Raw genomic sequence first — 23,484 nt, 5'->3', positions numbered from 1 at the left:
GTTATCTCAAGCAATGGAAACAAGGACTCATTGTGAGTACAAATTGATCTGTTGTAGGATTACTGGTATAACGAGCGCCCTTTTTTAATCTCAATATGGATATATTAAATATGCGGAATTTAATAACATTGCTGGCCCTGATATCTTCAGCGTCAGTCTGGGCAGAAACGCAGCCCGAACAACCTGTACCCGAAGAAAAAGAAGAAGTGTATCTTCAGACCACCACCTGGGGGATCAGTGCAGGAACCATTAACTTCAACCCAGCATTAGCTGCGCGCGAAGGTGTTGATGAATCAGCAGTCCATTTAGATTTTGTTTGGCATCAACAAGAAGATAGTTTTGTTTATGGCGGTGGTATTACGGGCATCTTATATTCTGACAACGAAAGTTTTAGCGTTGATGTGATTGATGGCTTTGGTGATCATCGCAGAGCCAGTTCTAGTGCCAGTGGATTTGGTTTATTTGGTGAAATCGGTTACAGCTTTAACTGGAAGCCTAAAAGTGTACATCTAGGAGCCATGATAGGTGTCGAAAAAATCTGGTCAGAACGCGGCATTTCCAATTGCACAGACTGTCCATCAGAAAACATTAACATTGATTCTGGTTTTTACCTCAAGCCACACATCAAATTTATCACTAACAGCGGATTTACTTTTACTATCTCTTACAAGAAATTTGCGGGTGATGATATGGAAGATGCCGTCTTCCTGACCTTTGGTTCAACTTCTGATCTTTTTTGATCAAACAAGATTGAGTCTAAGTAAACTAATACTCAATCTTGTTATTGCAAAATAACGTTAAGCGCCCAATTATTCGGGCGCTTTATTTTTTTCTGTATTGATCCAGAACTTCATTTCTTGTTCCAACAAATTAAGCGGCATAGGACCATAGCTTAACAATTGATCGTGGAAATCTCGAATATCAAATCTACGTGCGAGTTCTTTTTCTGCCAGGCGGCGCAGCTCCCAAATCTTTAACTCACCTAACTTATAAGATAATGCTTGAGCAGGCCAGGCAATATAACGATCGATTTCGGTTCTTACATTGTGTTTAGAAAGCGCTGTGTTTGACTCCATAAATTCAATCGCTTGCTGACGACTCCAACCTTTTGCATGCATGCCTGTATCAACAACCAATCGAATGGCACGCCACATTTCGTAAGTTAAGCGGCCAAAATCGCTGTAAGGATCTTGATAAAAACCCGCTTCTTTACCAAGTTTTTCGCTATAAAGAGCCCACCCTTCTCCATAAGCCGATAGGTAAGAATAACGTCTAAAATCCGGTAAGTTATCCAGTTCTTTAGTCAATGCGCTTTGCAAGTGATGTCCTGGCACGGCTTCATGTAAGGTTAACGCTTCTAAAACATAAAGAGGACGTTTATCCAAAGCATAAGTATTAACCCAGTAAGCACCTGCGCGAGTACTGTTGAGCGGCGCACCAGAATAACGTCCGGTTGTGTAACGAGGAGCAATCGCAGCAGGAACAGGCTCAACAGTATAAGGTTGGCGTGGCAGATGACCAAAAAACTTCGGTAACTGTCCATCCATCTTCTTAGAAATATAAGCTGCTTCTTTTAACAACTCTTCGGCAGATTTTGCATAAAAGCGCGGATCAGTACGCAAAAACTCAAGAAACTCAGCAAAGCTTCCTTTAAATCCAGTGCTAGCTATCACTTTGTCCATTTCGGCCCGAATGCGTTTTACTTCTTCCAAACCAATCTTATGAATGTCATCAGCCGAGAGTGGCAGCGTGGTGTAATAATTTATCTGGGATTGATAATAACTGGCACCATTAGGCAATGATGTCGCGGCAATGTTCTCGCGTCCAGCTGGAATGTATTTTTTCTTGATGAATGCAATCAGATCTTTTAAGGCAGGTTCGACATTGCGCTTAATGTAAGTCTTTAGTTGTTTTTTCGCATTGCGAATTTTCTCTGGTGGCAGCTGAGGATTGGCTTTATCTAAGGGCCCTAAAAATGGAGAGGCTTTTTTCTTGCCAGATAATAAGGTCAACAGTGGCTTTTCGAAATCTTTAAGCACCACCTTAGGCATAACCAAACCTTGCTGCATCCCCAACTTCATATTGGCTTTCCATTGTCGCAAAAATACTGGGATTGCTTGAACCGTTTCAAGATAAAAACGCAGTTCATCTTCGCTCTGGATATCGGTTGTCTCGGGCAAGCGAATCAAGCCAAAATAAAACCCCGTATCTCCAACCATCGGAAACAGATAAGCTTGATGCTCTATGTTGTCCATACGCGAGCGGATCTGAAAACGAAAAATATCCAGATTGATTTTATCCAGATCGGTTAGCTGCGCCACATCAAGCTGTTGTAAATCTTCTAATACCTTTTCGGCATGACGTAATCGTTGTTGATAGGCAGCGACGGATTCATCACGAAATCCCCCTTTGGTCTTTTTATCACCTTGATTAAACTGCCCTGCTGGAGACTGCTTTATTTGATAGTCCCAGTCGTCTTTAAAAATCTGTTGTAATTTATTACTTTCGTCAGCAAATACTGCTAAAGGAAAGACAAAAACCAACCATAACCATACATAATTCTTATTTGTCATTATAAAAACCGTCTATATAATGTCGTCTCTATTGCTCAATGTTCTGTGTTCAGACCCTTTTCGTCAAGTCAGATGTTAAATTCACAACAAATTGAATCGTTTCATCAGCAAGGCTATTTGCTGCTTTCTGGTTTTTGTCCCAAAACACTGTGGCAACCTATTCGTGAATTGTCAGTACAAGATTTAACCAAGCGCCAGGCCCCCTTCGAATTAGAAGCTGAACTTCAGTACCCAGGGGCGCCTCAAGTGGATGCGCCTGGCTCTCATACCATCCGACGTTTGCTGCAAGCTTATGACCGATTTGACGAGTTTGCCAGCTGGATACATTTTTCTCCATTGATTGAGTCGCTACAGGCATTGCTGAAAAGCCCACCGCTGATGGTACGCTCTCACCACAACTGCATCATGACCAAGCATCCGCGATTTAGCAGTGATAGCTGGTGGCATCAAGATATTCGTTACTGGCAGTATCAAAAGGGTAATCTAATATCAGCGTGGCTGGCATTGGGAGAGGAAAACAAAGACAACGGTTGCTTGCAAGTGGTTCCAGGCAGTCATCAGCTCGACTATTCTCTGGATCAGTTTGATGAAGCCCTGTTCTTTCGCCGAGAAACACCGCAGAACCAACAAATTTTAGCCAACAAGCACATAGTAGAAATGAATGCGGGTGACGTTTTGCTGTTTCATAGTCGACTGTTGCACGCCGCCACCAGGAATTTCAGTCAGACAACCAAAATAGCCGCCGTTTCGACTTTTAGACAAGCAGACGATAAGCCCGTTGAAAACTCTCGCTCATCCCGCTTGGAAGATGTGGAATTAATATCAGACTGACTAAATCGAATTAAGATCTGACGACCTGACTCCTTTGGATTTGTCAGATTCGGTTGTGTTTGGAGGTAATAACTCGACGCTTTCAACGCTGTCAGACCAAGACAGTCGAAATTGAAAGCGACGCCATAAAGGGGCCTTGGGAGACTCTTCTTCTGAGCCTCCACGCCAGCCAATCTTACGCAGCACCCAGACCACGTAGCCACTCATCATCGGACTCCTCACTGATGTCATCAAACAGGAAGGTACTGAGATAGCGTTCGCCCGTATCTGGTAACATCGCCAGAATGCTGCTCCCTTCAGGAGCGTTCTGTGCAACATTCAACGCCGTAGCAAAGGTTCCACCCGCAGAAATACCCACAAAGATGCCTTCATCTCGAGCCAAAGCTAAAGAAGTATCACGGGCGACCACATCATCAACCGGAACCACCTTATCAATAACACCTTTGTTTAAGACCTGAGGGATAAAATCCGGTGTCCAACCCTGAATTTTATGGGGCTTCCAATCGGCTCCACCGAGCAACGCCGCGCCAGCAGGCTCAGTGCCTATCACCTGAATCTCTGGGCGTGCGACCTTGAGCACCTCACCGACGCCAGTAATGGTTCCACCAGTCCCATAGCCACTAACAAAATAATCAAGTCGATGGCCAGCAAAATCTCTCAGAATTTCTGCTGCCGTTGTATTACGGTGATACTCAGGGTTGGCCTGGTTTTCAAACTGACGCGCCAGGAACCAACCGTTCTTCTCAGCTAGCTCTTCTGCCAAACGTACCATCCCGGTGGCTTTTTCCGCCGCAGGAGTCAAAATGACCTTAGCGCCCAAGGCTTTCATTAACTTACGGCGTTCAACCGAGAAAGTCTCGACCATGGTTGCCACAAAAGGATAGCCTTTTGCTGCACACACCATAGCCAGTGCAATCCCCGTATTGCCAGAAGTCGCTTCAATCACCGTTTGTCCGGGCTTGAGCGTACCACGCCGTTCAGCATCTTCAATGATCGCGATAGCCAATCGATCTTTAACAGATGCCAGAGGATTAAAAGATTCGACTTTCACATACATGTCCACATGCTTGGGTGCAAGTCGATTAATTTTCACAACCGGCGTATTGCCGATGGTTTGCAGAATATTGTCGTAGATCATAACTTCACCTTAAAACTTAATAACGGTCATCCTAATACCAGACAGACTCTCCAGCCGCAGAATCATAAGTTCTGCTCCCATAACCCATAGTTATATGCCGAAAATGATAATCAGCCCTCAATGTCAGTTAATGTAGGGACTTATGGCCGCAGGTAGAAATAATCGGATGTTCTGATTTCATACTTTTTTGTTATGTTGCACAAAACAGGGGTTGACTTAGACAAATTAGTCATGTAGAAATAACAGACATGTAGACGTCTAAAATATCTTTAGGTGTTATACAACTTAGTATCTGAGAAAGTGAAGCCCGGCTATAGAGGCAATAAAAAACCCTACTCTCAGAAAGTACACTTTGATGAATTTGAGTTTAAGAGTAATCACAATGAATAAGGCCGTCGTCCTCTTTACATTAATTAAAATGCCCCTGTGTAAATGGTATCTGACACAGGATGGGGTGGCCGCCAAAAATAGAAACTAAACAACCGTTTCACAAGATTTTTAAAAGCCACCCCGCCCTCAAAGCTCGGTGGCTTTTTTAATGCTAGATAAAAATATACAACCGGTTGGCGAACCCAACCAATAACTTTTAGTTAAAACATTACAACCAAACTATCAGGAGATAACAATGAAAACCTTTGCAACACCTCTCATGGCCCTCAAACCCGTCTGTCGTTCAATTATTGCGAAACATTTTGCTTATTGGATTTTTGAACTATCCCAACCTGACAGTCACCAAAGAGGGAGATAAAGCCATGAAACTGCAACAACTTCGTTATCTGTTAGCCATCGCCGAAAGCGGCCTGAACATCACTGCCGCATCAGAACGCCTATACACCTCTCAACCCGGTGTCAGCAAGCAATTAAAATTACTAGAAGAAGAACTTGGTCTTCGTCTGTTCTCTCGCAACGGCAAAAGCCTGGACGGTATCACCTATGCTGGTAATCAGGTTCTAGAAAAAGCCGCCAACATCATGCGCGAAGTCGAGAACATCAAACAACTTGCGAAAGAATTACAAAATGAGCAGGAAGGCTCGTTGTCTATTGGTACTACCCATACTCAAGCACGCTATGTACTGCCTGATATTTTACAGGCGTTCAGAAAGCGTTATCCCGATGTAAAGTTAAATCTTCATCAAGGTACCAGTGAACAAATCTCAGAGATGATGAAAAGCGGTCTGATCGATTTTGCCATGGCAAGCACCAGTGGAGCTAAGAACAGTGACATGGTCACACTCCCTTGCTACCACTGGGATCGTGCTATTTTGATGCCTAAAGATCATCCATTAACGAAGTTAGAAGAAGTCACACTAAAAGACTTAGCAGAATACCCAATTATTACTTATGTATTTAGCTCCAATGGCCGTTCATCTTTCAAAGAAGCTTTCCATGCAGAAGGATTAACGCCTAACATCGCAATTACTGCTCGTGATGCTGACGTCATAAAAACCTATGTACGCAAAGGTTTGGGCATTGGTATTGCCGCCAGCATGGCTTATGACGCTGACGAAGATGCCGATTTGGTTGCTGTGAGCACTCACGATATCTTCCCATCCTGCACCACCTGGTTAGGGTTCAGAGAAGATCAATACATCCGCAGTTATATGTATGACTTTATCGAAATGATTGCGCCGCATCTTTCGCGCCAACTCATTGATGATTCCGTTAATGAATATCGTCGCGAAGGATACATTCGTAACATCAACGAAAATCAATTACCTTATAAGTTAATTGAGCGACCAAAATCTAAAAGCCAAATTGCGGCTTGAAAGGATTCGGAAGCTCAATAGTTTCCTCTAATAACTGCGGTAGTAACAGTCGATAGTCCGACTGTTACTACCTATTACTTTAGACTAACCCCAGTACTTATTAATCGCTGGTGTAATATCGTTTTCAATAGTATTCAGAGCCTTGTCATATCCAAGGTCGCTCATTTTTTCCTGAAGATACATTGCCGTTAGTTCAATGGTTTTTGCTTTATTTTCTAGTCCTACATAGCCTAAATTGGATAAAGGACCTGTATCTTCAATTAGCGATGCATAATGGTCTCCAGTGAAAGAGCCAAACACATTGTCAAAAAGAATGTTTGCGCAACTTACAATACTCTCTCCTGCTTCCTGCCAATAAGGGTCATCCGAATAACTGGGAGCCGCTTCAACCAGTTCATCATCCAGCTCTGCTACTTCTTCAACACCTTTTTGGCGAATATGCAAGTTTTCATAGCCTGACCACTTGATGTGCTGGGAATCGACATACTGCTCAGTACGATCGGTGAAGCTTCCACTCAATGCATCTTCAACACCTAACTTGTTTGAATCAAAGCCGCCAATCCAGTGACCATCTTCATTAAGAAGACTATTAACAACAGGAGGAACCGCTTTATCGTCACTATCTTTCCACTCTTTTAACCAAGAGTCTTTTTCCATAAAGTAATCAAAGGTGTCATCGCTTTCATCAATAAACTGATCATAGCTGGCAGAGTGGAACTTAATTGTTAATACAGGATCATCGTTCTCTTCAGTTGCCGTTACTGTGATAGTAGATAAGTGATTCTCATCATCGCGCTCCACATTTACTTCATAACCATCAGCAATATAAGCTTCTAACTTTTCAACAATAGACGCCTCCATACTGTTACGATAATCTAATCTTGGGCCATGCTCAGCATCTTCACCATTTGAACAAGAAACAATGTTAATTTCAGTCGCCCCCGTTGCAATCAATGGGTGCAGAATGTCGCTGTCGCCGCCAAAATAAACAAGAGAGTCCCCCGAATGGAGCTGTTCTGTTTTTGCTGAGTTGGTCGCCAACAACATTTCCATTTTACCGTTTTGTGTGGAGCCTGTAACAAAGTTAGCCATTTTATGCGGATTCAAAAACTCCTGGTGAGTGCCCACAAGCTGTTTCATTTCATGGTTATAGTCTCCAACACCTAGCGAAAATGCCATCACGTTTGTTGGTATATGTTGTCTTACAGCATTTTTAATATAACTTTCATCGGTACTTTTTATAGCTTCGCCACGAGAGGCGGCAATATCTAGAAAATCGAGTGTTAAATCGTTAATCGATCCACCTATTTTAGGGCCATAATTCTTAGTATCTTGTATTGCGCTATCTGATATCTGCGCTAAGGATTCTAAGCTTTGACCAATTAACTCTGCAGACACACCCTGTTCAATCATATTAATGATCGTTGCAACTTCTTTACTACTAAAAGGCTCTTGTCGAGAAACAGAGCATTCCAGTAATGTCGGTACCAAATCATTGAAAGTTTTCAATGTGCTACCTTTTACACTGTCTTTTGTAGCCAGTACTCCATCTTTAATAGATTCTGTCGTAATCGTTTCAATCATCAATACCGTTTTACTTTTAGTCAGCTCTGGTGGTGAGCTCACTTCATGATCAAGTTCAACGATATTCTGCAGATGCTCAGAAGATGAACTACTTTTAGAAACATTAGTTAGCGGTGTATTAGGGGTAATTTGTTCAACTTCTTGAGTTTTTCCAGTACTACCTACTTTGAAATCGGTATGCATTCTTCTTCTCCTATATTCGGATAAAATCTTGTTGGTGCATCGGAGCGACAACATCAGGCGTGCTGGTCACTGCTTTATCGGTAATAGCATTATCCGAACGATACTTTTCCTTTTTGACGGCTTGATAAAATTGAATAAGCAACTTCTCCAAGCCTTTTGAGACGAGTTCTTCACTATCAAAATCACGACGCAAAAATAAGGAGCGCCGATTCTTCAGCTTGCTCCAGCAAAGGTGGGGAGACGCGAACCCAAGAAGGTTCTGTTCCAACTTCGAGATCATAAATTCTGTTTCATCTGCGCCTTCGGGGATCTCCGCAGCAAGCGAATAAAGACTGACGAAATCATGCTGTAAATGAATCTCTACTTTAATGCCATCTTCAAAAATAAGGCCAGCATGTCCACCATCATCTAACTCAAATTTTGAAATCTGATAAAGACGGCCCAACTCATTCATGGACCGTGTCATTTGTTCTTGTATCACGACGAAACCTTCTCCGATTTGCTTTTGATAATGAGATAACTAAATAATAAGTAACAAACCAACATAGATAGTTTCATCAAGAGACGAAAAATACGTAATAAATTGATTTAAAACAACTTTTCACTTTATTTACTCATTGTAAGTTTAATAAGGCAAGCCTGCTTCCCGCATCACCCAGTAAGCTCAGAGGTAGAGACCAAACTTCTATACTTTGACGCACCTGTGCTCTCGATGAATAGGCGGTTGGGATCAGACACTTCGAGTCACTATTGATAAAATCCGTCTAAACTAAAAAGAAGGCCTGAACTACGATGTTTATCTTCCATGTCGCGACTACTCGCTTTATTGCTTTGTCTATCGTCATTAGCGGTATACCCAGAAGGGACAAGCAACCTCTTTAGCCTGGGCTCTCGTTATTTTCAACCCATTGGTAGCAATGCCGAAATTCCCAATGGAGTCGTCACCGTCACCTTGCAAGATCGTCAGGGGTTCATCTGGGTAGGTACTCAAAACGGTTTAATCAGATACGACGGCTATCACTTTAAAAAATATACCCACGATCCCAATAATAAAGATTCTTTAGGAGGCAATTACATTCGGGCGCTATGGCAAGCTGATGATGGAAAGTTGTGGATTGGCACCATTACCGATGGTGTTTCTATATTCGATCCCAAAAACAACACCTTTGAACGTCACAGAAATAACCCTTCTAACCCCAATAGTCTGTCTCATAATCGAGTCGATGCGATAACGGGTGACCGCAACGGCAACATTTGGATCGGCACCAACGGCGGCCTCGACCTTAAGCGAAAGGACGCGCCAGACTTTATTCACTACCGTCACGAAGATGAAACGGGACTGCTTAGCAACCATATCCGCTCCTTATTGGTTGATGATAAAAATCGCTTGTGGATTGGTAGTCGTCAGGGATTAAATCGATATGATTCTCAAAACAATACCTTCCTCTCTCCCCATAGCACACCAGCCGATCCGGAGTCTTTATTCGGACAAAACGTATCCGCTCTGTTTTATGACCATAAGGATACCCTTTGGATTGGAACGGTTAAAAATGGTTACGCCTGGATCAACAAAGCCAACAAGTTTCACCGAAATACTCAGCTAGAAAGTTTTGATCCGCAATTAGACAAAGCCTGGATATTTGATATCAATCAACCTTCACAAGACGAAGTGTGGGTTGCCACTTACGGTTCAGGAATTCATATTCTGAACCCACAAACGGGGGAAATTACCCAACGAATAACAAAGCATTTGGCCAATCAGGGCCAACTTTCATCCAACAACATCAGTCATTTAACACTTGATCACTCAGGGCTACTGTGGATTGCTTCCTGGGGCGGTGGCTTGTATCACTACAATTTAACTAACTCGGCTTTTACCACGATCAAACAAACCGCAGAAGGTAACGGCCTTTCAAATGGTGATGTACTCAGCATTGCAGAATTACAGAACGGTTCTATCTGGATTGGAACACAAGGCGACGGAATTGATGTATTCGAAAGAACCCATAACAAACTTCAATTCTCTAAGAGCTTTCGATCCGATCAAAAAAATCCTAACGCATTAGGTGACGGCAACGTTAAATCAATAGTGCAATCAAAGGATGGCTCTGTTTGGGTAGCTACATTGCAATCAGGTTTGCACCAATTTAATGTCGAACAACAAAACTTTATCCGCATACCCGACAAGACAGCGGGCAACAAAGAACAAATTTTATCCCTTATGAGTGCTTCGGATAACTCTATCTGGATAGCTTCGAGCCGAGGGCTCAAGCAGTACATTCCCAAAACTCAGGAGTTTCACTCTTTCTCTTTATTGAACGAAGGAGACAAGCAGCCATTTAATGGAACCATAAAAGCTATAGTAGAAGATAATCAAGGTACTATTTGGGCGGGAGGTCCCGGAGGGCTCTATGTAAAGCCTGGTGATAGCGACTTCATATTGCCCGTAAAAGCACGAGCCTCTGATGAAGGTCTACTTCACAACAACATTACCGACCTGCTATTTGATAGCAAGGGGCAGTTGTGGATTTCCAATGATCTGGGTATCAACCGAATGACAGATTGGAATGGCACAACAGCAACCTTTGAGTCCATCAATAAACGATTGAAGCTTTCCAAACGCTCACTAATTAGCAATCTGATAGAAGATCACAATGGTAGAATATGGTCAGGCTCAGGAATGATAGATACCGTGAACTGGCATTTCTTTCGGTTTAATACCGCGAATGGTTTTGATATCGGTGGAGAGTGGTTAGGAGCCTATGCCAAAACGCGCTCAGGTTTATTGCTTTTTGGTGGAACCAAAGGTATGTTGGTCATCGATCCTACACAGTTTAAATCATGGAACTACAATCCCCCCATCGTTATTACACAAGCCAAGATTGATGCTCAACCGATTCCCCTGGCCCCCGGCTCGTCACTAGAATTAATGCCTGATGCTCAAAGTTTAGCTATCGAGTTTTCTTCACTAGACTTTACTTCACCAGAAGACAATCAATATGCCTACCTGCTAGAAGGCTACAATACAACTTGGGTTGATGCCTCTCCTCAATATCGAGTCGCTACCTACACTAACCTGGATCCTGGAACTTACCGATTAATTGTCAAAGGCTCCAATAGAAAGGGAAAGTGGAGTGAAAATCGACTTGAGATTCCTATCACGGTGTTACCAGCCTGGCATCAAACACTGTGGTTTTATTATGCTGTTATTTTCGTTTCGCTATTCGTTATTTACCAGAGTTTTCAATGGCGAACTCGCAGCCTGTATCAAAGAAAGCAGGAGTTAACACAGATAGTTTCTGAGCGTACGGCAGAACTTAAATTTTTGGGTCGCGTAGGAAACGAACTTAATTCGGTACTGGATAGAGAAGAAATTTTCACACGGCTTTATCAATATGTCGAGAACCTATTTGATACCAACGTTTTTGCTATAGGTATCCTCTCAAAAAAGAAGCACAGACTTGTCTTTAGCCTTGCAATAAAAGATGGAGAGAGAATCGAAGTGAAGAAAAAGTCACTGAATGGCGACTCACTCTCTGTATGGTGTATCAATAACAAAGAGACGGTTTTCCTCTCTAATAAGCAAGATATAAAAAGCTATCAAAATTCCGAGTTTGACGAAGAGTTTGGAGACTCGATGGAATCTATTATTTATCTTCCACTGAAAGGCAGCGATGGACAAATACTAGGATGTCTCACGATACAAAGTAAGCAAAAAGATGCTTATTCAGAAGCTTTAATAGAAGCAGCTCAAACTTTAGCTAATTACACTGCTATTGCCCTCGACAATGCCTATGCTTATCATCAAGTCGAGCTTAGTAATCACAACCTAAAGCTTTCTGTAACACAACTAGAGGAAACTCAAAAACAGCTAAAGGTAGAAAAAAGAAAAGCAGAACAGGCTACAAAAGCGCAGTCAATTTTTCTAGCGAACATGTCCCATGAAATACGCACGCCCATGAACGCAATTCTTGGCTTTTTGAAACTGACTTTAGAGAATTCCTCTCTACCTCGCGAGGATCATCACCATATTCAAATCGCTCACGGTGCGGCCGAAAACCTGCTCACTATAATCAATGAGATTCTGGACATTAGTAAGTACGAGAGTGGGAAGTTAGAGTTAGAGCAACAGCCCTTTAATTTATTTCAGGTCATATGCGATGTGATACATATTCTTAATGTTAAAGCCCAAGAAAAAGGCTACTCCATCACATTAAACTATGAAGAGGATCTGCCCCATCATTACTTAGGCGACCCAGGAAAAGTCAGGCAAATTATTATCAACTTATTGGGCAATGCAATCAAATTTACCAAGCAAGGCTTTGTGAATATTGATGTATCTTCAAGCGACAACCAGCTAAAGTTCGAATTATCAGACTCTGGAATTGGTATTGACGAAAAGCAACTGAAAACGATTTTCGAAAGCTTCACTCAAGCAGATGCTTCAACCACTCGGCAATTTGGAGGAACTGGTTTAGGGACTACCATTAGCAAACAATTAGTAGAACTCATGGGAGGAAAAATATGGGTCGAAAGTAAGCTCAACGAAGGTACTCACTTTCACTTCACATTACCATTAACAGAAACTGCCATAAAAGAAACAGAAGAACTGGCTCAGCCAGATACTATGGAATCCATCTACCTCTCACCGAGAAGGTTTAATATTCTAGTTGCTGAAGACAGCGCAGAAAATGCAGAACTGATTAGTTTAAGATTAAAACAACAACATCATCAGTTAACCTTGGCTAGCAATGGAGAGCAAGCTCTTAAGTACTTAATGGAAAATAACGACTATGACCTTGTATTGATGGACGTACAAATGCCCATAATGGACGGCCTAACAGTAACGCAAAAGTTTCGTAACTCGGATCATCCAGAGGCCAATAACTTGGTCATTATTGCACTGACGGCCTCAGTATTATCTGACGAAAAACAAAGCTGTCTTGATGCAGGTATGTCGACTATTGTAACTAAGCCCATCGACTTTAACCTTCTCTTTCGAACGATGGAAAAATTTGTACCTCAAGAGAAAGGTACAAAAAATACCACAACGTCCATTTCGCAAAATGAATCTTCATTCCCCGATGAGTTGTCTTTCTTGCATGACATTGCCGATATCAAATCGGCCTTACAAAGATGGCAGTCAACAAGTACCTATTGCCAAAGCTTGTTAAATTTTGCTCACACCCACCAAGATGATGGTAAGCAACTCATAACCCTGCTGGAAAACAAAGACTATCAAAAAGCACATGCCTTGCTGCATACACTCCATGGTGTTGCTGGTAACTGTTGTTTAACAGAATTATTTTTGTCGAGCCAAACGCTGCTTAAGCAACTCGCTCAACCCGATGAGCTTCGCCAAGATAGTATAGAGCGTTTTACTACCACCTTAACGCATACTAATAGCGTGATAAACCAATTGAAGCCTGCAACCGTTCTGACAGATTCAACGACGGCTCCAACAACCCATCAACGCAGTTTAGTCATCATCAGAGAGTTGATAGAAACCTTCACCCAGGCCGAAATGCCTTCCGGCAAAATTGACGCTTATTTACAGGAGTTGTCGACCTCTCTGGAGCCATCTTCCTGGGCTAAACTCAAGCATCATATTGAGCAATTCGATTTTAGCGAAGCAGTCACTCTACTGGAGCAGTTGCAAATACAACCAGATAACGACTAACCGGAGTCCTAATCAACGATGAAAACTGGGGCAATGCTGTCTATACTCAATAACACCAAACGAAATATTGTAAAATGAGATTTGCAAATTTTATTTTTTAAACCAATGAGTTAGTTAGATGAAAATTAACGCGAAAACTATTTTGATTGTTGATGATCAAGTAGAAAACCTTAAGGTGATGGAGCAAGTTCTATCCACCGAAGGCTATCGTATTGTTTTCGCCAAGAACGGAAAGGACGCTCTAGATATCGCACAAAAACAGCAACCGGACTTAATCCTGCTCGATATCATGATGCCTCAGATGGATGGTTACACGGTCTGCAAACATTTAAAGCAAGCCGCTGAGTTAAAGCATATTCCGGTTATTTTTGTTACCACCATGAACGATACCGAAGATGAGAAACAGGGCTTCGAAGTCGGTGCAGTGGATTACATAGAAAAACCCATTCAGCCAGGCATTGTCAGAGCCAGAGTCAAAACACATCTGTCTCTGGTTCAGATGGAAACGTTAGAAGAAACTCAGCGGCTCATCATTGAGCGATTGGGTCGAGCAGCTGAATATCGTGATAATGAAACGGGGTTACATACCATACGGATGAGCCGCTACTCAGAATTACTTGCGCGCCGTGTTGGCGAGCCTGAAGATTGGTGTAATCTATTGCTCAATGCAGCTCCTATGCACGATGTTGGAAAAATAGGAATACCGGATCACATCATGCTTAAACCAGCAGCACTGACGGCGGACGAGTGGGAAATCATGAAAACACATTCTCAAATTGGAGCTGATATTCTCGGCGAACATACCTCTCCGCTACTCACAATGGCAAGAACCGTTGCTTTAACTCATCACGAAAAGTGGGATGGCTCAGGATACCCGCGTGGATTAGCGGGAAAAGAAATCCCCTTAGAAGGACGTATTGTTGCCGTAGCCGATGTGTTTGATGCATTGACCACTCAACGACCTTATAAATCAGCATGGCCTTTAGAGCAGGCACTCGATTACCTGAAAGAACAAAAAGGTCAGCACTTTGATCCTGAGTTGATCAATGTCTTTATGGATAATTTACCCGACATATTGGATATAAAACGTCGATGGGCAGAAAAAGAAACAGAAACAGAGCCAGAAGAAACTCAATAAGCCTTTAATCCTGTGTCTATGTATTATCAGACAACGGATAAAGGGGGGTTATGACTCCCCCTCATCATAAATAACTAATTTATGAACCTTTAATTTGAGCAATAAAGGCCTCAGACTCAGCAATCGATTTTTCCATATTACGAATCAATGCAGCAACGTTCTGCTTTACACTACCTAGCTCACCTTTTAAGCCATCAATAGCACGAGCGTTCAAATTATGCTTTAGATAAAGAACTTGATCACGAAGTGCGCTCAAGACAGGCTGCATTTTTCGCTCAGCATTGCGCATTGCCGACATCATTCGCTTATACTTCGCTTTCGTTTCAGACAGTTTACGTTCGCTGTCACGACGCAGCGCGGCACTCGAATATAATCCCAACTCATGTTGCCACTCTTCGAATAATGCTTCCGAAACTGATTCTACCTTCTCGATGCGCTCAGTGACTTCTTGAGCGGCACTCTCACTCTCTTCGTAAGCATCATTAAGGCGCTCATACTTATCGGCTAATGCCTCGTCACCACGGCCAAACATAAACTGAAACTGCTCTAAAGCCGATTTAAACTTTTCTTTTGCTTCATTTTGCGAATCTTTAGCATCGCCAACTCGATCAACCATGATATCCCGCTTATGGATACCGACCTTTTCCATAGCCCCATAATAAGCAGACTGACAACCGGCTAAAATCAGCAAGGCCGAAAACAGCCCTGTTTTCAGAATAGGTGACAACATATTATTCGCCTTTTGTAGTATTGTTGTGTGCTATTTTAGCTCACTATACGCGAACGGAGAAGTAACATAAACCCTTATCTTTCAATGAGAAATTCATCATAACCATAGATATTCAAGTAACGAAAACTTGCCAATCCACCACTAACCGATAGAATATTGTTTTCAAGTTAAGTGTAATAAATCGATACACTTAACGACTTTACACAACATCGGACAATATAAAGAAGAAGCACCGGAGGTTGAATGAAATTCAGATGGACACTTTTTGCACTAGTGTTCTTGCTGTCTGCCTGTTCCAGTCGCTTGGATAGTCTTATAGAGACTTACGAGCAAGAACTGAAAACAGCGCAAAAAAGCATGAAATCGCTAGAGAATGCGCTCGATAAGGGCAGCTTAACCAATGCAGTACTGCTGCAAGATTATGCTGAACAACTCGGCAAACAAAAGCCCGAGCTAGCCAAGTTGGCCAAAAACCTGGCCTACAATAGCATCGTGAATGGCCCACTGTATCAGTCGTTAAAAGACCGCATTATTGCTGTGGACGCTGCACCTAAAGATAACGAATTGCAGATGGAGAATAACCTTGAAGAAATTATTCTCGTAAAAGAAGCGGCTAATATCCGCACTTTTAATGATGCACTTACGGATCCTATTAATGTCATTGCCGACCTGTCTGATGGCAAACTGCCTCGCATAAACTCCATCGACAAGGCGACTGAGAAAAGCATTAATAAATCTGAGGCCGCAGCTGGCTCTCAACTGGTTGGTAATCCTCAATACGGTCAATGGGTAACAGGCAGCAATGGGTTAAGTTTTTGGGAGTGGTATGGCATCTATGCTTTATTCTCAGATCTTGATGGCGGCCGTCGCTACAAGTACAGTAGCTGGTCCTATAAACGCCCCTACTCCTACTATCACGACTACGGGCGCTATCGTTACACTCGTCCTAAATACCGTTACTCACAAAAGCAGCTGCAAACTCGCACGGCTAAATCGTTTCGCGCTCAAGGGAAAAAGTTCACGAGTCCTTATTCTAAGCAGCGTGTCGGAGCCAGTAAGCTTTCTAAAGCGAGCACCTCGCGCCCTTCTTCGGGTAGCTTTAGAAACGCATCGACCTTCCGTAACTCGTCGTCTAGCTCCAGCCGACGTAGTAGCTCTCGTACCAGCCGTGGTCCACGTCGTGGAAAATAAGAATTTAAAATTAGAGGATTGAGGAATGAATTTAAGTGACATCGATATCTGGAATCTGCAAGCGCTCGCACTCGATCTGGTGATCGTTATTGCGCTGCTGATCAGCATGAAGTTTCTAAAAGGCTTCTTTTCCAGTGTACATTCAACTGAAGAACTAAAAGAGAAAAACAACGCTGCCTTCGGTATCAGCTACGCTGGCGGTATTCTGGCTCTGGGCATTATGCTAACAGGCGTATCATCTGGCGAAATCGCCGATACCTTCTTAGACGAAGCCCTGAGCGTAGGTGGATTTGGTCTATTGGGTCTGCTCATGATTATGGCTGGCCGCTTTATTCAAGACCGCTTTGTGCTGACCAAGTTAGACGTTCATGCCGAACTTGCGAAAGGCAATCTGGCAAGTGCTTTTGTTGACGTTGGCCACATGCTGGCTGTTGGACTAATCGTTCGCGCTGCTATGATCTGGGTACCTGTTTCAGACTGGTCAATTATCCCAGTCTTGTTGGTTGCTTTCGTATTAGCACAACTGGTCATGCTGGTTGCCAGCATCTATCGTATTAAGCTGTTTAAAGCTCGTAACGACGGCCATGATAACTGCTTACAAACGGCTATTGCAGAAGGCAACTACGCACTGGCTCTACGCTACGGTGCCTTTATGGTGGGTGCAGCACTGGCAACAAACTCAATGACAGGTCTGGTAACCTACAGCCTCGAAAACCCTTGGCTTTCGGTTGTATTCTGGGCAGGGCTTTCTCTTGTTGCTATCGTTATCTTCGCTGGCCTAGTGATGCTAACTCGCAAATTGGTACTGTCGGGCATCGACGTTGCCGAAGAAGTTGATCGCCAGAAGAACGCTGGCGTCGCAGCCATTGAAGGCGCGATATTTATTGCCATTGGACTCATTTTGGCAGCTCTGTTAGCGTAAATAGTAGTTTCTGAGTGGCCAGCATAATGGCCACTCAGTTTTATTCATCCAAAATAATGAAACAGGTACCAACATACTCCCTAGATATTTGAAAATGCAGTCACTGTACTTTCAAAGTCATCAGAGTAGTTAAGCCTGTGTAGGAATGTCTATGCAACAATCGGTTGCACACCCTTCACGTAAGCACTTGTTCATACAAGATGTTTTGCTTATCAGCATTATGGCGGTATTAGCCGCCTGCGGCCTTATTTACGAATATCTGTTATCTCACTATGCAGGCCGTGTGCTCGGTATTATGGAAACGGCTATCTACGCCATGATTGGCTTAATGATCGTATCCATGGGCTTAGGCGCTTTTGCCGCCCGAACTTTTAAACAACCTTTTACGGCATTTGCCTGGCTAGAAGTGGTCATAGCGACCATAGGCGCTACGGCAGTTTTAATCATCGCGGGGATTATTGCGCTCACAGGCACTCTGCCCGAGCTCGTCTCGCAAACGTTTAACCTCCCCCCTGATACCGTCATTGAAGGCGGAACCCTCGAACAGCTTAGAGAATATGCAGGCTATCTGCCCTATGTAGCGGGATTTTTCCTGGGCTTTTTCATTGGCATGGAAATCCCATTGATCGCGCGGGTGCGAGAACGTGTTTATGGTCAACATTTAGAAAACAACGCTGGTACCATCTATGGCGCAGACTATATCGGAGCAGGCTTCGGTGCTCTGCTCTGGGTGACCATCATGCTCACTCTGGACATTACCACCGCAGCTGTCTGGACTGCATCACTCAATATCGTGGCAGGCATTATCTTTCTGGTTCGCTACTGGGACAAAATTCGCTTCCCTAAAGCTCTGTTAACCATCCATCTATTGTTAGTGATTGTGCTCGTCATTGTTGCCGATAGCGGCGCGCGTTGGATGAGCAATTTCGCCAACGTGCTCTATAAAGATCACGTGATCTATCAGGTCAATACCACCTATCAAAACATTACCTTCACTCAGCGTCGTATGGGCGAAGGCGATAATCAGGTCATTGATATGTATCTCAATGGTCGCCTCCAGTTCAGCAGCTCAGATGAGCGTATTTATCATTCGATGCTAATCTATCCTCCACTGCTGGCATCCGCACGGCAGGACCATGTTCTGGTGATAGGAGGTGGCGACGGCCTGGCTGTTAGAGATATCTTAAAATGGTCACCTAAATCAGTTACGCTGATAGATCTTGATCATGGTCTGGTTGAACTATACTCGGAGCAGTACAAAATACGTGACGATCAACAAACTGAAGCGCTAAGAGCTAAATTAATGCAGCTTAACAACAGTGCTTTTGAAGACCCTCGGGTCACTGTCATGTTTGGCGATGCGTTTATTGAAATTGAAAAGCTGCTTAAAGCACAACGGCATTTCGACACCATCATTGTTGACCTGCCCGATCCAAGCCATCCGGATCTCAATAAGCTTTACAGTGACTTCTTTTATGCCAGACTCAAGCAATTGCTCGTTGGTGATGGCGCCATGGTGGTTCAATCCACATCGCCCTACCACGCGCAAGACGCTTTTATCAGCATTCAGAAGACAGTCGCGGCGGCGGGCTTTCAACACGTAGAGCAATATCGCCAGAATGTCCCCAGCTTTGGTGAATGGGGATGGACGATCGCCACAAAAATGGGGCAATCCGCACAGCAACGTATTCAGCGACACGATAAACTTTGGGTCACTGATGATTATGTTGATCTGACTTTGATCAAAGCGGCTTTTGCCATGCCAGCGAACTTTTATAGAGACAAAAAATCTATAGAAGTCAATCACTTGGGTAGTGGCGTACTGTATCGTTACCACACATTAGCTTGGCAGAAAGATACGGGTGTTTACGCCAAAGGCAGTCAGCTAAAATAAATTTTGAAGTTTTTTAAGAATCGGGCTTGACATTTTATGTCGGCTCAATTAATCTCTCTACAACAACGACATTTTATGTCAAACAACATGAGGATAACCGACGATGGTTTTAAAGGAATTGGCAATTCAACTCAGTGGCTATGTTCAGGACGGTTTTGCGCTAGATGTATTGCCCATCCAGGAAAACGGCAACGGTGAAATATCTGTTTTGCAGGTAACTGTAGAAGGATTTGATGAATTACCCATCTTCATCACCGCAACCGATGAACAAATTCTTTGTGTCACAAACTTGTTCCACAAAGATGAAGTGAAAGATGAACTGATCGATGACTTAAATAACACTATGTTACGTTTAACGGTCAATGTTCCTCTAAGCTCGCTGGGTATCATTGATGAAACCTACGTGTTGTTCGGCGCGATGAGTGTGAAAACACTGCTTGAAAATGTCGCTCATGAGTTAGTCACTCAATCAGAAAATGCGCTAGAAACTCTAGAAGCATTGGAAGATTTCTTAAAATAGTTTGCAGGAGAGAATTATGAGTATCTTAAAAAAATTAGTAACAGCAATCCGTGGTGGAGCAAGAGAAGTAGGAGAGTCAATTGTTGATGCTAATGCTCTTCGCATTCTGGAACAAGAAATCGCCGATCAGCAAGCTGCGATTGCTAAAGCAAAAGATTCGTTAACAGGCGTTATGGCTGATGAATCTAAAACGGCTCGTCAAGTTAACGCATTGAAAGATCGCGTTGGAGAGCACGAAGGTTATGCTCGCCAAGCACTTGAAAAAGGTAATGAAGAGCTTGCTCTGGAAGTTGCAGAAAAAATTGCTGAGTTCGAAAACGAAATCGCAGAGCTGCAACCAGTATTAGACAGCTACCGTAAAAGCGTTGCGACTCTGAAAGACCAGATCCGCAAAGCAGAAAAAGCGATTCAAGAGCATAAGCGTGAATTGTCAGTAGTAAAAACAACAGAAAGTGTTCAGAAGGCTCGTGTATCAGTAAACGAGACATTGTCTTCAAACATTTCGAAATCTTCAGCGGCTCGAGATTCACTTAATCGAATCAAAGAACGTCAGCAGCGTTTGGACGACAAGATTAAAGCATCTGAAGAGTTAAACGCAGAAAACTCTGACGCTGGCCTAAAAGCGAAACTGGCTGATGCTGGTATCGGCGAAGGTAAAGCAAAAGCCAACGACATCTTGGCTCGCTTGAAGAAGTAATTCTGATAGTCAGGCCGTCACTTAACGGTGACGGCCTTTTTGTGTTTTTAGACTTTGTAAAAGTTAAAAATTACCTGACTACTCATAAAAGGACTCAGTTATGTTCAGTAAATGGTTTGGCAAAAAAGAAGAATCTGTACGAATTCTTGAGCGCCCCGAAGATTTGCAGGTTGGCGATATGTTTGAAATGGTAGACTCATTTGGTCTTCCAGCGCAAATACGAGGAAAATCATTTAAAGTCACCGAAGTTAACACTTACGAATATCAACGAGAAAAAGAAACCGAGTTTCTATTAGAAGGCCCAACAGGTGAGCCCTTCTTTATGACCGTAGAAACCGAAGACGGCGAACACTGGATCAACTTTTCAATGAAAGTCGAACGTGATGACGTTGAGTCTCTGGTTGATATGGATGCTTTCTCTCAAGTTTTTGACGAAAACCCTGGCAACCCTGTCATCAAAGTGCAGGATGATATTGATGATGAGTACGACCGCTGGGTATCAGATTCTTATCGTATGAGTGGCGACTGGACTCGAGGCTTCTTTTTAAAAGGCGACTATCGCAATCGACAAATTTCTCGCTTTGAAGAAGACGGCGGAGAACCATTAGAGAGTGTCTCATTAGTTTCTGATGATGATATGTTTTCAATCCAGATAGAGGTATGGTCTGACGGAGATACCGAAGTATTTTTAATTGCTACGCGCCCCGCTTCTGACATCAAATCTTTATTTGGTCGCATCTGATATGAGTAATAATACGAAATGGCAAAAACAGGCCGAAGCCGCAAAAGCAACTCAAGTTGCTTTTGATGTGAGCGAGTCCGTTCACAAGTTCATTCAAAAGTGTTCGGTGGACGACAGTCTGAAACCTTCTGATTATATTCGCAAAATGCTAGGGCTAGAATATAAACAAAAAAAAGTACGCCCACGTCTTACTATTACTTTAAGTCAGCAAGACTACGAACAACTGGGTGAATTATTTCAACTAGACCCAACGGATCACATAGCCATCAAACATGCTGTGGCTAAACGACTGATTGATTTGGCAGAAAGCGACTAAGGAATTTTTGCGTGAGACTCTTTACTAAAATCTTACGGCGACGTCGTTCAAAGTGGTTGTTGAAGGGCATTGTTTTTGACTCGAAGCATCGTATCAAAAAACTTTCCATTGCACTCGTCAGCATCATTGCACTTCATACCCTTGCAATGATGTTCTTTGAAGGTATGTCTGCAGGTGATGCGCTGTGGTTAAGCTTAACAACCATCAATACAACAGGTTATGGTGATTTAAGCAGCGAAACGTTTTTCGGTAGAACTTTCACCGTTATTTTAATGTATGGTATTGGTATTACCTTAATGGCTCAAGTAGCAACGGAATACATAGAATACCGAATAGAACAAAAAGACCGAAAAATTAAAGGTCTATGGAGCTGGAACAACATGAACGATCATATCGTCATTATTAATACTCCCAACAACAACCCCGAGCTATTCTTAGAGCGCCTAATTGATCAGATCCGTGACACTCCAAGTCTAGATGAGAGTCCAATTTGTATCGTAACTCGCGACTTTCCAGACGGCCTCCCCCTGTCTATTCGACAAATGAATGCGGCCCACATACATGGAGATGGCTTTGAGTCAGCCGATTTGCACAAAGCCAGTGTAGAAACAGCTAAGTTCATTGTTGTGATCTCAAGCGATAGCCATGCTCGCAGTTCTGATTCTATGACCCTTGATGTGCTCTATCACCTGGAAAGTTTAGATATTGAAGGACGAGTGATTGCCGAAGCTGTTAAAGATTCTAATCGTATTCGCTTCACCGAATTAGGCGCTTCTTCTGTTTTGCGCCCCATCAGAGCTTACCCTGAACTTATCGTACGAGCCATGGTGTCACCGGGTACTGAGCAAGTATTAGAAAACCTCTTTACCTACGAAGGCGATCACCCCACTCGAATCGACCATAAGTTCAGTGTCAAACAATGGTCTGATCTAGCCTGCCACATTATCAAAGCTGGCCTTGGTACTCCCGTAGGCTATGTTGCAGAAGATGGAAAGGTGTGGACAAATCCACCACCGTTTAAACCCGCCATAGGAACGGCTTTACTGTTGCTGGTACACGAAAAGCACTTACCAAGTGAAGACGAAGTTCAGCAGTTATTAAATCGAATAAATGAGGAATAATCTATGGAAACACCCAAAGGTGCAGGAGGAACAAGTGGAGGCATTGGACGCTACTTAGCAGGTCTCACCATGATGTGTGTTGGCGGCTATATTTTTCTATCCAAAGTGATGGTGACAACCGGGGCTTTTTCTAGCGGTTTTGGAATGGGTACACGTTTATACAGTGTGGGCTCAGGCTTCAATGTAACCGGCGGAATGATTTTGCTGCCTTTTGTTATCGGTGTCATCATGATTTTTTGGAATAGCAAAAATCCCTTTGGCTGGCTACTCAGTGGTCTGAGTCTCGTCGCCTTGATTGCGGGAATCATTGCCAATATTCGCATGACACTTATGCCAATGACGGCTTTTGATATTTTGGTATTATTAGTTTTAATGGGCGGTGGAGCCGGACTTTTCTTTAGCTCATTAAGAAATTTTGATTCGCAGTAGATGACATCATTTAAAAAGCTGCCCGTATT

General features: G+C 43.1%; 19 protein-coding genes. 14 read left to right on the top strand and 5 right to left on the bottom strand.

Going from position 1 to position 23,484, the window contains the following annotated elements; genetic code table 11:
• The first annotated feature begins 110 nt into the window (after positions 1-110).
• Complete coding sequence (locus NH399_RS21725; protein WP_253043307.1) at positions 111-740, top strand: hypothetical protein; 630 nt, start codon at positions 111-113, stop codon at positions 738-740.
• Between the two features lie 69 nt (positions 741-809).
• Here NH399_RS21725 and NH399_RS21720 read toward each other — a convergent pair whose 3' ends face one another.
• Positions 810-2,573 (bottom strand): DUF885 family protein, encoded by a 1,764-nt coding sequence (locus NH399_RS21720; protein ID WP_253043306.1) that lies wholly within the window; start codon positions 2,571-2,573, stop codon positions 810-812.
• 72 nt (positions 2,574-2,645) lie between these two features.
• Here NH399_RS21720 and NH399_RS21715 point away from each other — a divergent pair, with 72 nt between their 5' ends.
• On the top strand, positions 2,646-3,404 hold the full coding sequence (locus NH399_RS21715; protein ID WP_253043305.1) for a phytanoyl-CoA dioxygenase family protein: 759 nt from the start codon (positions 2,646-2,648) through the stop codon (positions 3,402-3,404).
• Positions 3,405-3,579: 175 nt separating this feature from the next.
• Here the strand turns inward: NH399_RS21715 and cysK are convergent, their stop codons facing one another.
• Positions 3,580-4,542 carry a cysteine synthase A gene (gene cysK, locus NH399_RS21710; RefSeq protein ID WP_253043304.1) on the bottom strand — a complete coding sequence of 321 codons (963 nt, stop codon included), beginning with the start codon at positions 4,540-4,542 and terminating at the stop codon, positions 3,580-3,582.
• Positions 4,543-5,294: 752 nt separating this feature from the next.
• Here cysK and NH399_RS21705 point away from each other — a divergent pair.
• On the top strand, positions 5,295-6,308 hold the full coding sequence (locus NH399_RS21705; protein ID WP_253043303.1) for a LysR substrate-binding domain-containing protein: 1,014 nt from the start codon (positions 5,295-5,297) through the stop codon (positions 6,306-6,308).
• Between the two features lie 84 nt (positions 6,309-6,392).
• On the opposite strand, the gene NH399_RS21700 is transcribed toward NH399_RS21705, so the two are convergent.
• Both NH399_RS21700 and NH399_RS21695 read right to left on the bottom strand, forming a co-directional pair.
• Entirely contained in the window at positions 6,393-8,075 is a 1,683-nt protein-coding gene (locus tag NH399_RS21700) for a hypothetical protein (RefSeq protein ID WP_253043302.1), read from the bottom strand.
• A 10-nt stretch (positions 8,076-8,085) separates the two neighbouring features.
• The gene (locus NH399_RS21695; RefSeq protein ID WP_253043301.1) at positions 8,086-8,529 is read right to left on the bottom strand and encodes a type III secretion system chaperone; all 444 of its coding nucleotides are present in this window, start codon (positions 8,527-8,529) and stop codon (positions 8,086-8,088) included.
• Between the two features lie 351 nt (positions 8,530-8,880).
• On the opposite strand from NH399_RS21695, the gene NH399_RS21690 reads away from it, so the two are divergent.
• Both NH399_RS21690 and NH399_RS21685 read left to right on the top strand, forming a co-directional pair.
• Positions 8,881-13,755, top strand: coding sequence for a two-component regulator propeller domain-containing protein (locus NH399_RS21690; protein WP_253043300.1), 4,875 nt, complete (start codon positions 8,881-8,883; stop codon positions 13,753-13,755).
• A gap of 118 nt (positions 13,756-13,873) precedes the next feature.
• A complete protein-coding gene (locus tag NH399_RS21685; protein WP_253043299.1) occupies positions 13,874-14,893 on the top strand; it encodes a two-component system response regulator in 1,020 nt (339 codons plus the stop codon).
• 79 nt (positions 14,894-14,972) lie between these two features.
• On the opposite strand, the gene NH399_RS21680 is transcribed toward NH399_RS21685, so the two are convergent.
• Entirely contained in the window at positions 14,973-15,623 is a 651-nt protein-coding gene (locus NH399_RS21680; protein ID WP_253043298.1) for a DUF2959 domain-containing protein, read from the bottom strand.
• A gap of 243 nt (positions 15,624-15,866) precedes the next feature.
• On the opposite strand from NH399_RS21680, the gene NH399_RS21675 reads away from it, so the two are divergent.
• The 9 genes from NH399_RS21675 to NH399_RS21635 all read left to right on the top strand — a co-directional run bounded on the left by NH399_RS21675 (position 15,867) and on the right by NH399_RS21635 (position 23,455).
• Complete coding sequence (locus NH399_RS21675; RefSeq protein WP_253043297.1) at positions 15,867-16,814, top strand: hypothetical protein; 948 nt, start codon at positions 15,867-15,869, stop codon at positions 16,812-16,814.
• A 25-nt stretch (positions 16,815-16,839) separates the two neighbouring features.
• Positions 16,840-17,736 (top strand): DUF350 domain-containing protein, encoded by an 897-nt coding sequence (locus NH399_RS21670; protein WP_253043296.1) that lies wholly within the window; start codon positions 16,840-16,842, stop codon positions 17,734-17,736.
• Between the two features lie 151 nt (positions 17,737-17,887).
• On the top strand, positions 17,888-19,630 hold the full coding sequence (locus NH399_RS21665) for a polyamine aminopropyltransferase (protein WP_253043295.1): 1,743 nt from the start codon (positions 17,888-17,890) through the stop codon (positions 19,628-19,630).
• A gap of 103 nt (positions 19,631-19,733) precedes the next feature.
• Positions 19,734-20,150 carry a DUF2170 family protein gene (locus NH399_RS21660; RefSeq protein WP_253043294.1) on the top strand — a complete coding sequence of 139 codons (417 nt, stop codon included), beginning with the start codon at positions 19,734-19,736 and terminating at the stop codon, positions 20,148-20,150.
• Between the two features lie 16 nt (positions 20,151-20,166).
• On the top strand, positions 20,167-20,847 hold the full coding sequence (locus tag NH399_RS21655) for a PspA/IM30 family protein (protein WP_253043293.1): 681 nt from the start codon (positions 20,167-20,169) through the stop codon (positions 20,845-20,847).
• A gap of 100 nt (positions 20,848-20,947) precedes the next feature.
• Positions 20,948-21,589: a hypothetical protein gene (locus NH399_RS21650; protein WP_253043292.1), complete on the top strand. Its 642-nt coding sequence runs from the start codon at positions 20,948-20,950 to the stop codon at positions 21,587-21,589.
• Between the two features lies 1 nt (position 21,590).
• A complete protein-coding gene (locus NH399_RS21645; protein WP_253043291.1) occupies positions 21,591-21,905 on the top strand; it encodes a hypothetical protein in 315 nt (104 codons plus the stop codon).
• Between the two features lie 11 nt (positions 21,906-21,916).
• Positions 21,917-23,026: an ion channel gene (locus NH399_RS21640; protein ID WP_253043290.1), complete on the top strand. Its 1,110-nt coding sequence runs from the start codon at positions 21,917-21,919 to the stop codon at positions 23,024-23,026.
• A gap of 3 nt (positions 23,027-23,029) precedes the next feature.
• The gene (locus tag NH399_RS21635) at positions 23,030-23,455 is read left to right on the top strand and encodes a hypothetical protein (RefSeq protein WP_253043289.1); all 426 of its coding nucleotides are present in this window, start codon (positions 23,030-23,032) and stop codon (positions 23,453-23,455) included.
• Positions 23,456-23,484: the final 29 nt, after the last annotated feature.

Source organism: Pleionea sp. CnH1-48, assembly GCF_024124665.1.
Classification (GTDB): domain Bacteria; phylum Pseudomonadota; class Gammaproteobacteria; order Enterobacterales; family Kangiellaceae; genus JAMXSB01.
The sequence above is the reverse complement of the archived record's forward strand: the minus strand, read 5'-3'. Positions and strand labels throughout refer to the sequence as shown.

What these genes read in the sequence shown, in the direction of transcription:
- NH399_RS21725 (WP_253043307.1), top strand. Translation starts at nt 111, where the DNA reads ATGCGGAATTTAATAACATTGCTGGCCCTGATATCTTCAGCGTCAGTC.
- NH399_RS21690 (WP_253043300.1), top strand. Translation starts at nt 8,881, where the DNA reads ATGTCGCGACTACTCGCTTTATTGCTTTGTCTATCGTCATTAGCGGTA.
- cysK (WP_253043304.1), bottom strand. Translation starts at nt 4,542, where the DNA reads ATGATCTACGACAATATTCTGCAAACCATCGGCAATACGCCGGTTGTG.
- NH399_RS21655 (WP_253043293.1), top strand. Translation starts at nt 20,167, where the DNA reads ATGAGTATCTTAAAAAAATTAGTAACAGCAATCCGTGGTGGAGCAAGA.
- NH399_RS21650 (WP_253043292.1), top strand. Translation starts at nt 20,948, where the DNA reads ATGTTCAGTAAATGGTTTGGCAAAAAAGAAGAATCTGTACGAATTCTT.
- NH399_RS21635 (WP_253043289.1), top strand. Translation starts at nt 23,030, where the DNA reads ATGGAAACACCCAAAGGTGCAGGAGGAACAAGTGGAGGCATTGGACGC.
- NH399_RS21675 (WP_253043297.1), top strand. Translation starts at nt 15,867, where the DNA reads ATGAAATTCAGATGGACACTTTTTGCACTAGTGTTCTTGCTGTCTGCC.
- NH399_RS21695 (WP_253043301.1), bottom strand. Translation starts at nt 8,529, where the DNA reads ATGAATGAGTTGGGCCGTCTTTATCAGATTTCAAAATTTGAGTTAGAT.
- NH399_RS21660 (WP_253043294.1), top strand. Translation starts at nt 19,734, where the DNA reads ATGGTTTTAAAGGAATTGGCAATTCAACTCAGTGGCTATGTTCAGGAC.
- NH399_RS21700 (WP_253043302.1), bottom strand. Translation starts at nt 8,075, where the DNA reads ATGCATACCGATTTCAAAGTAGGTAGTACTGGAAAAACTCAAGAAGTT.
- NH399_RS21680 (WP_253043298.1), bottom strand. Translation starts at nt 15,623, where the DNA reads ATGTTGTCACCTATTCTGAAAACAGGGCTGTTTTCGGCCTTGCTGATT.
- NH399_RS21720 (WP_253043306.1), bottom strand. Translation starts at nt 2,573, where the DNA reads ATGACAAATAAGAATTATGTATGGTTATGGTTGGTTTTTGTCTTTCCT.
- NH399_RS21705 (WP_253043303.1), top strand. Translation starts at nt 5,295, where the DNA reads ATGAAACTGCAACAACTTCGTTATCTGTTAGCCATCGCCGAAAGCGGC.
- NH399_RS21715 (WP_253043305.1), top strand. Translation starts at nt 2,646, where the DNA reads ATGTTAAATTCACAACAAATTGAATCGTTTCATCAGCAAGGCTATTTG.
- NH399_RS21645 (WP_253043291.1), top strand. Translation starts at nt 21,591, where the DNA reads ATGAGTAATAATACGAAATGGCAAAAACAGGCCGAAGCCGCAAAAGCA.
- NH399_RS21670 (WP_253043296.1), top strand. Translation starts at nt 16,840, where the DNA reads ATGAATTTAAGTGACATCGATATCTGGAATCTGCAAGCGCTCGCACTC.
- NH399_RS21665 (WP_253043295.1), top strand. Translation starts at nt 17,888, where the DNA reads ATGCAACAATCGGTTGCACACCCTTCACGTAAGCACTTGTTCATACAA.
- NH399_RS21685 (WP_253043299.1), top strand. Translation starts at nt 13,874, where the DNA reads ATGAAAATTAACGCGAAAACTATTTTGATTGTTGATGATCAAGTAGAA.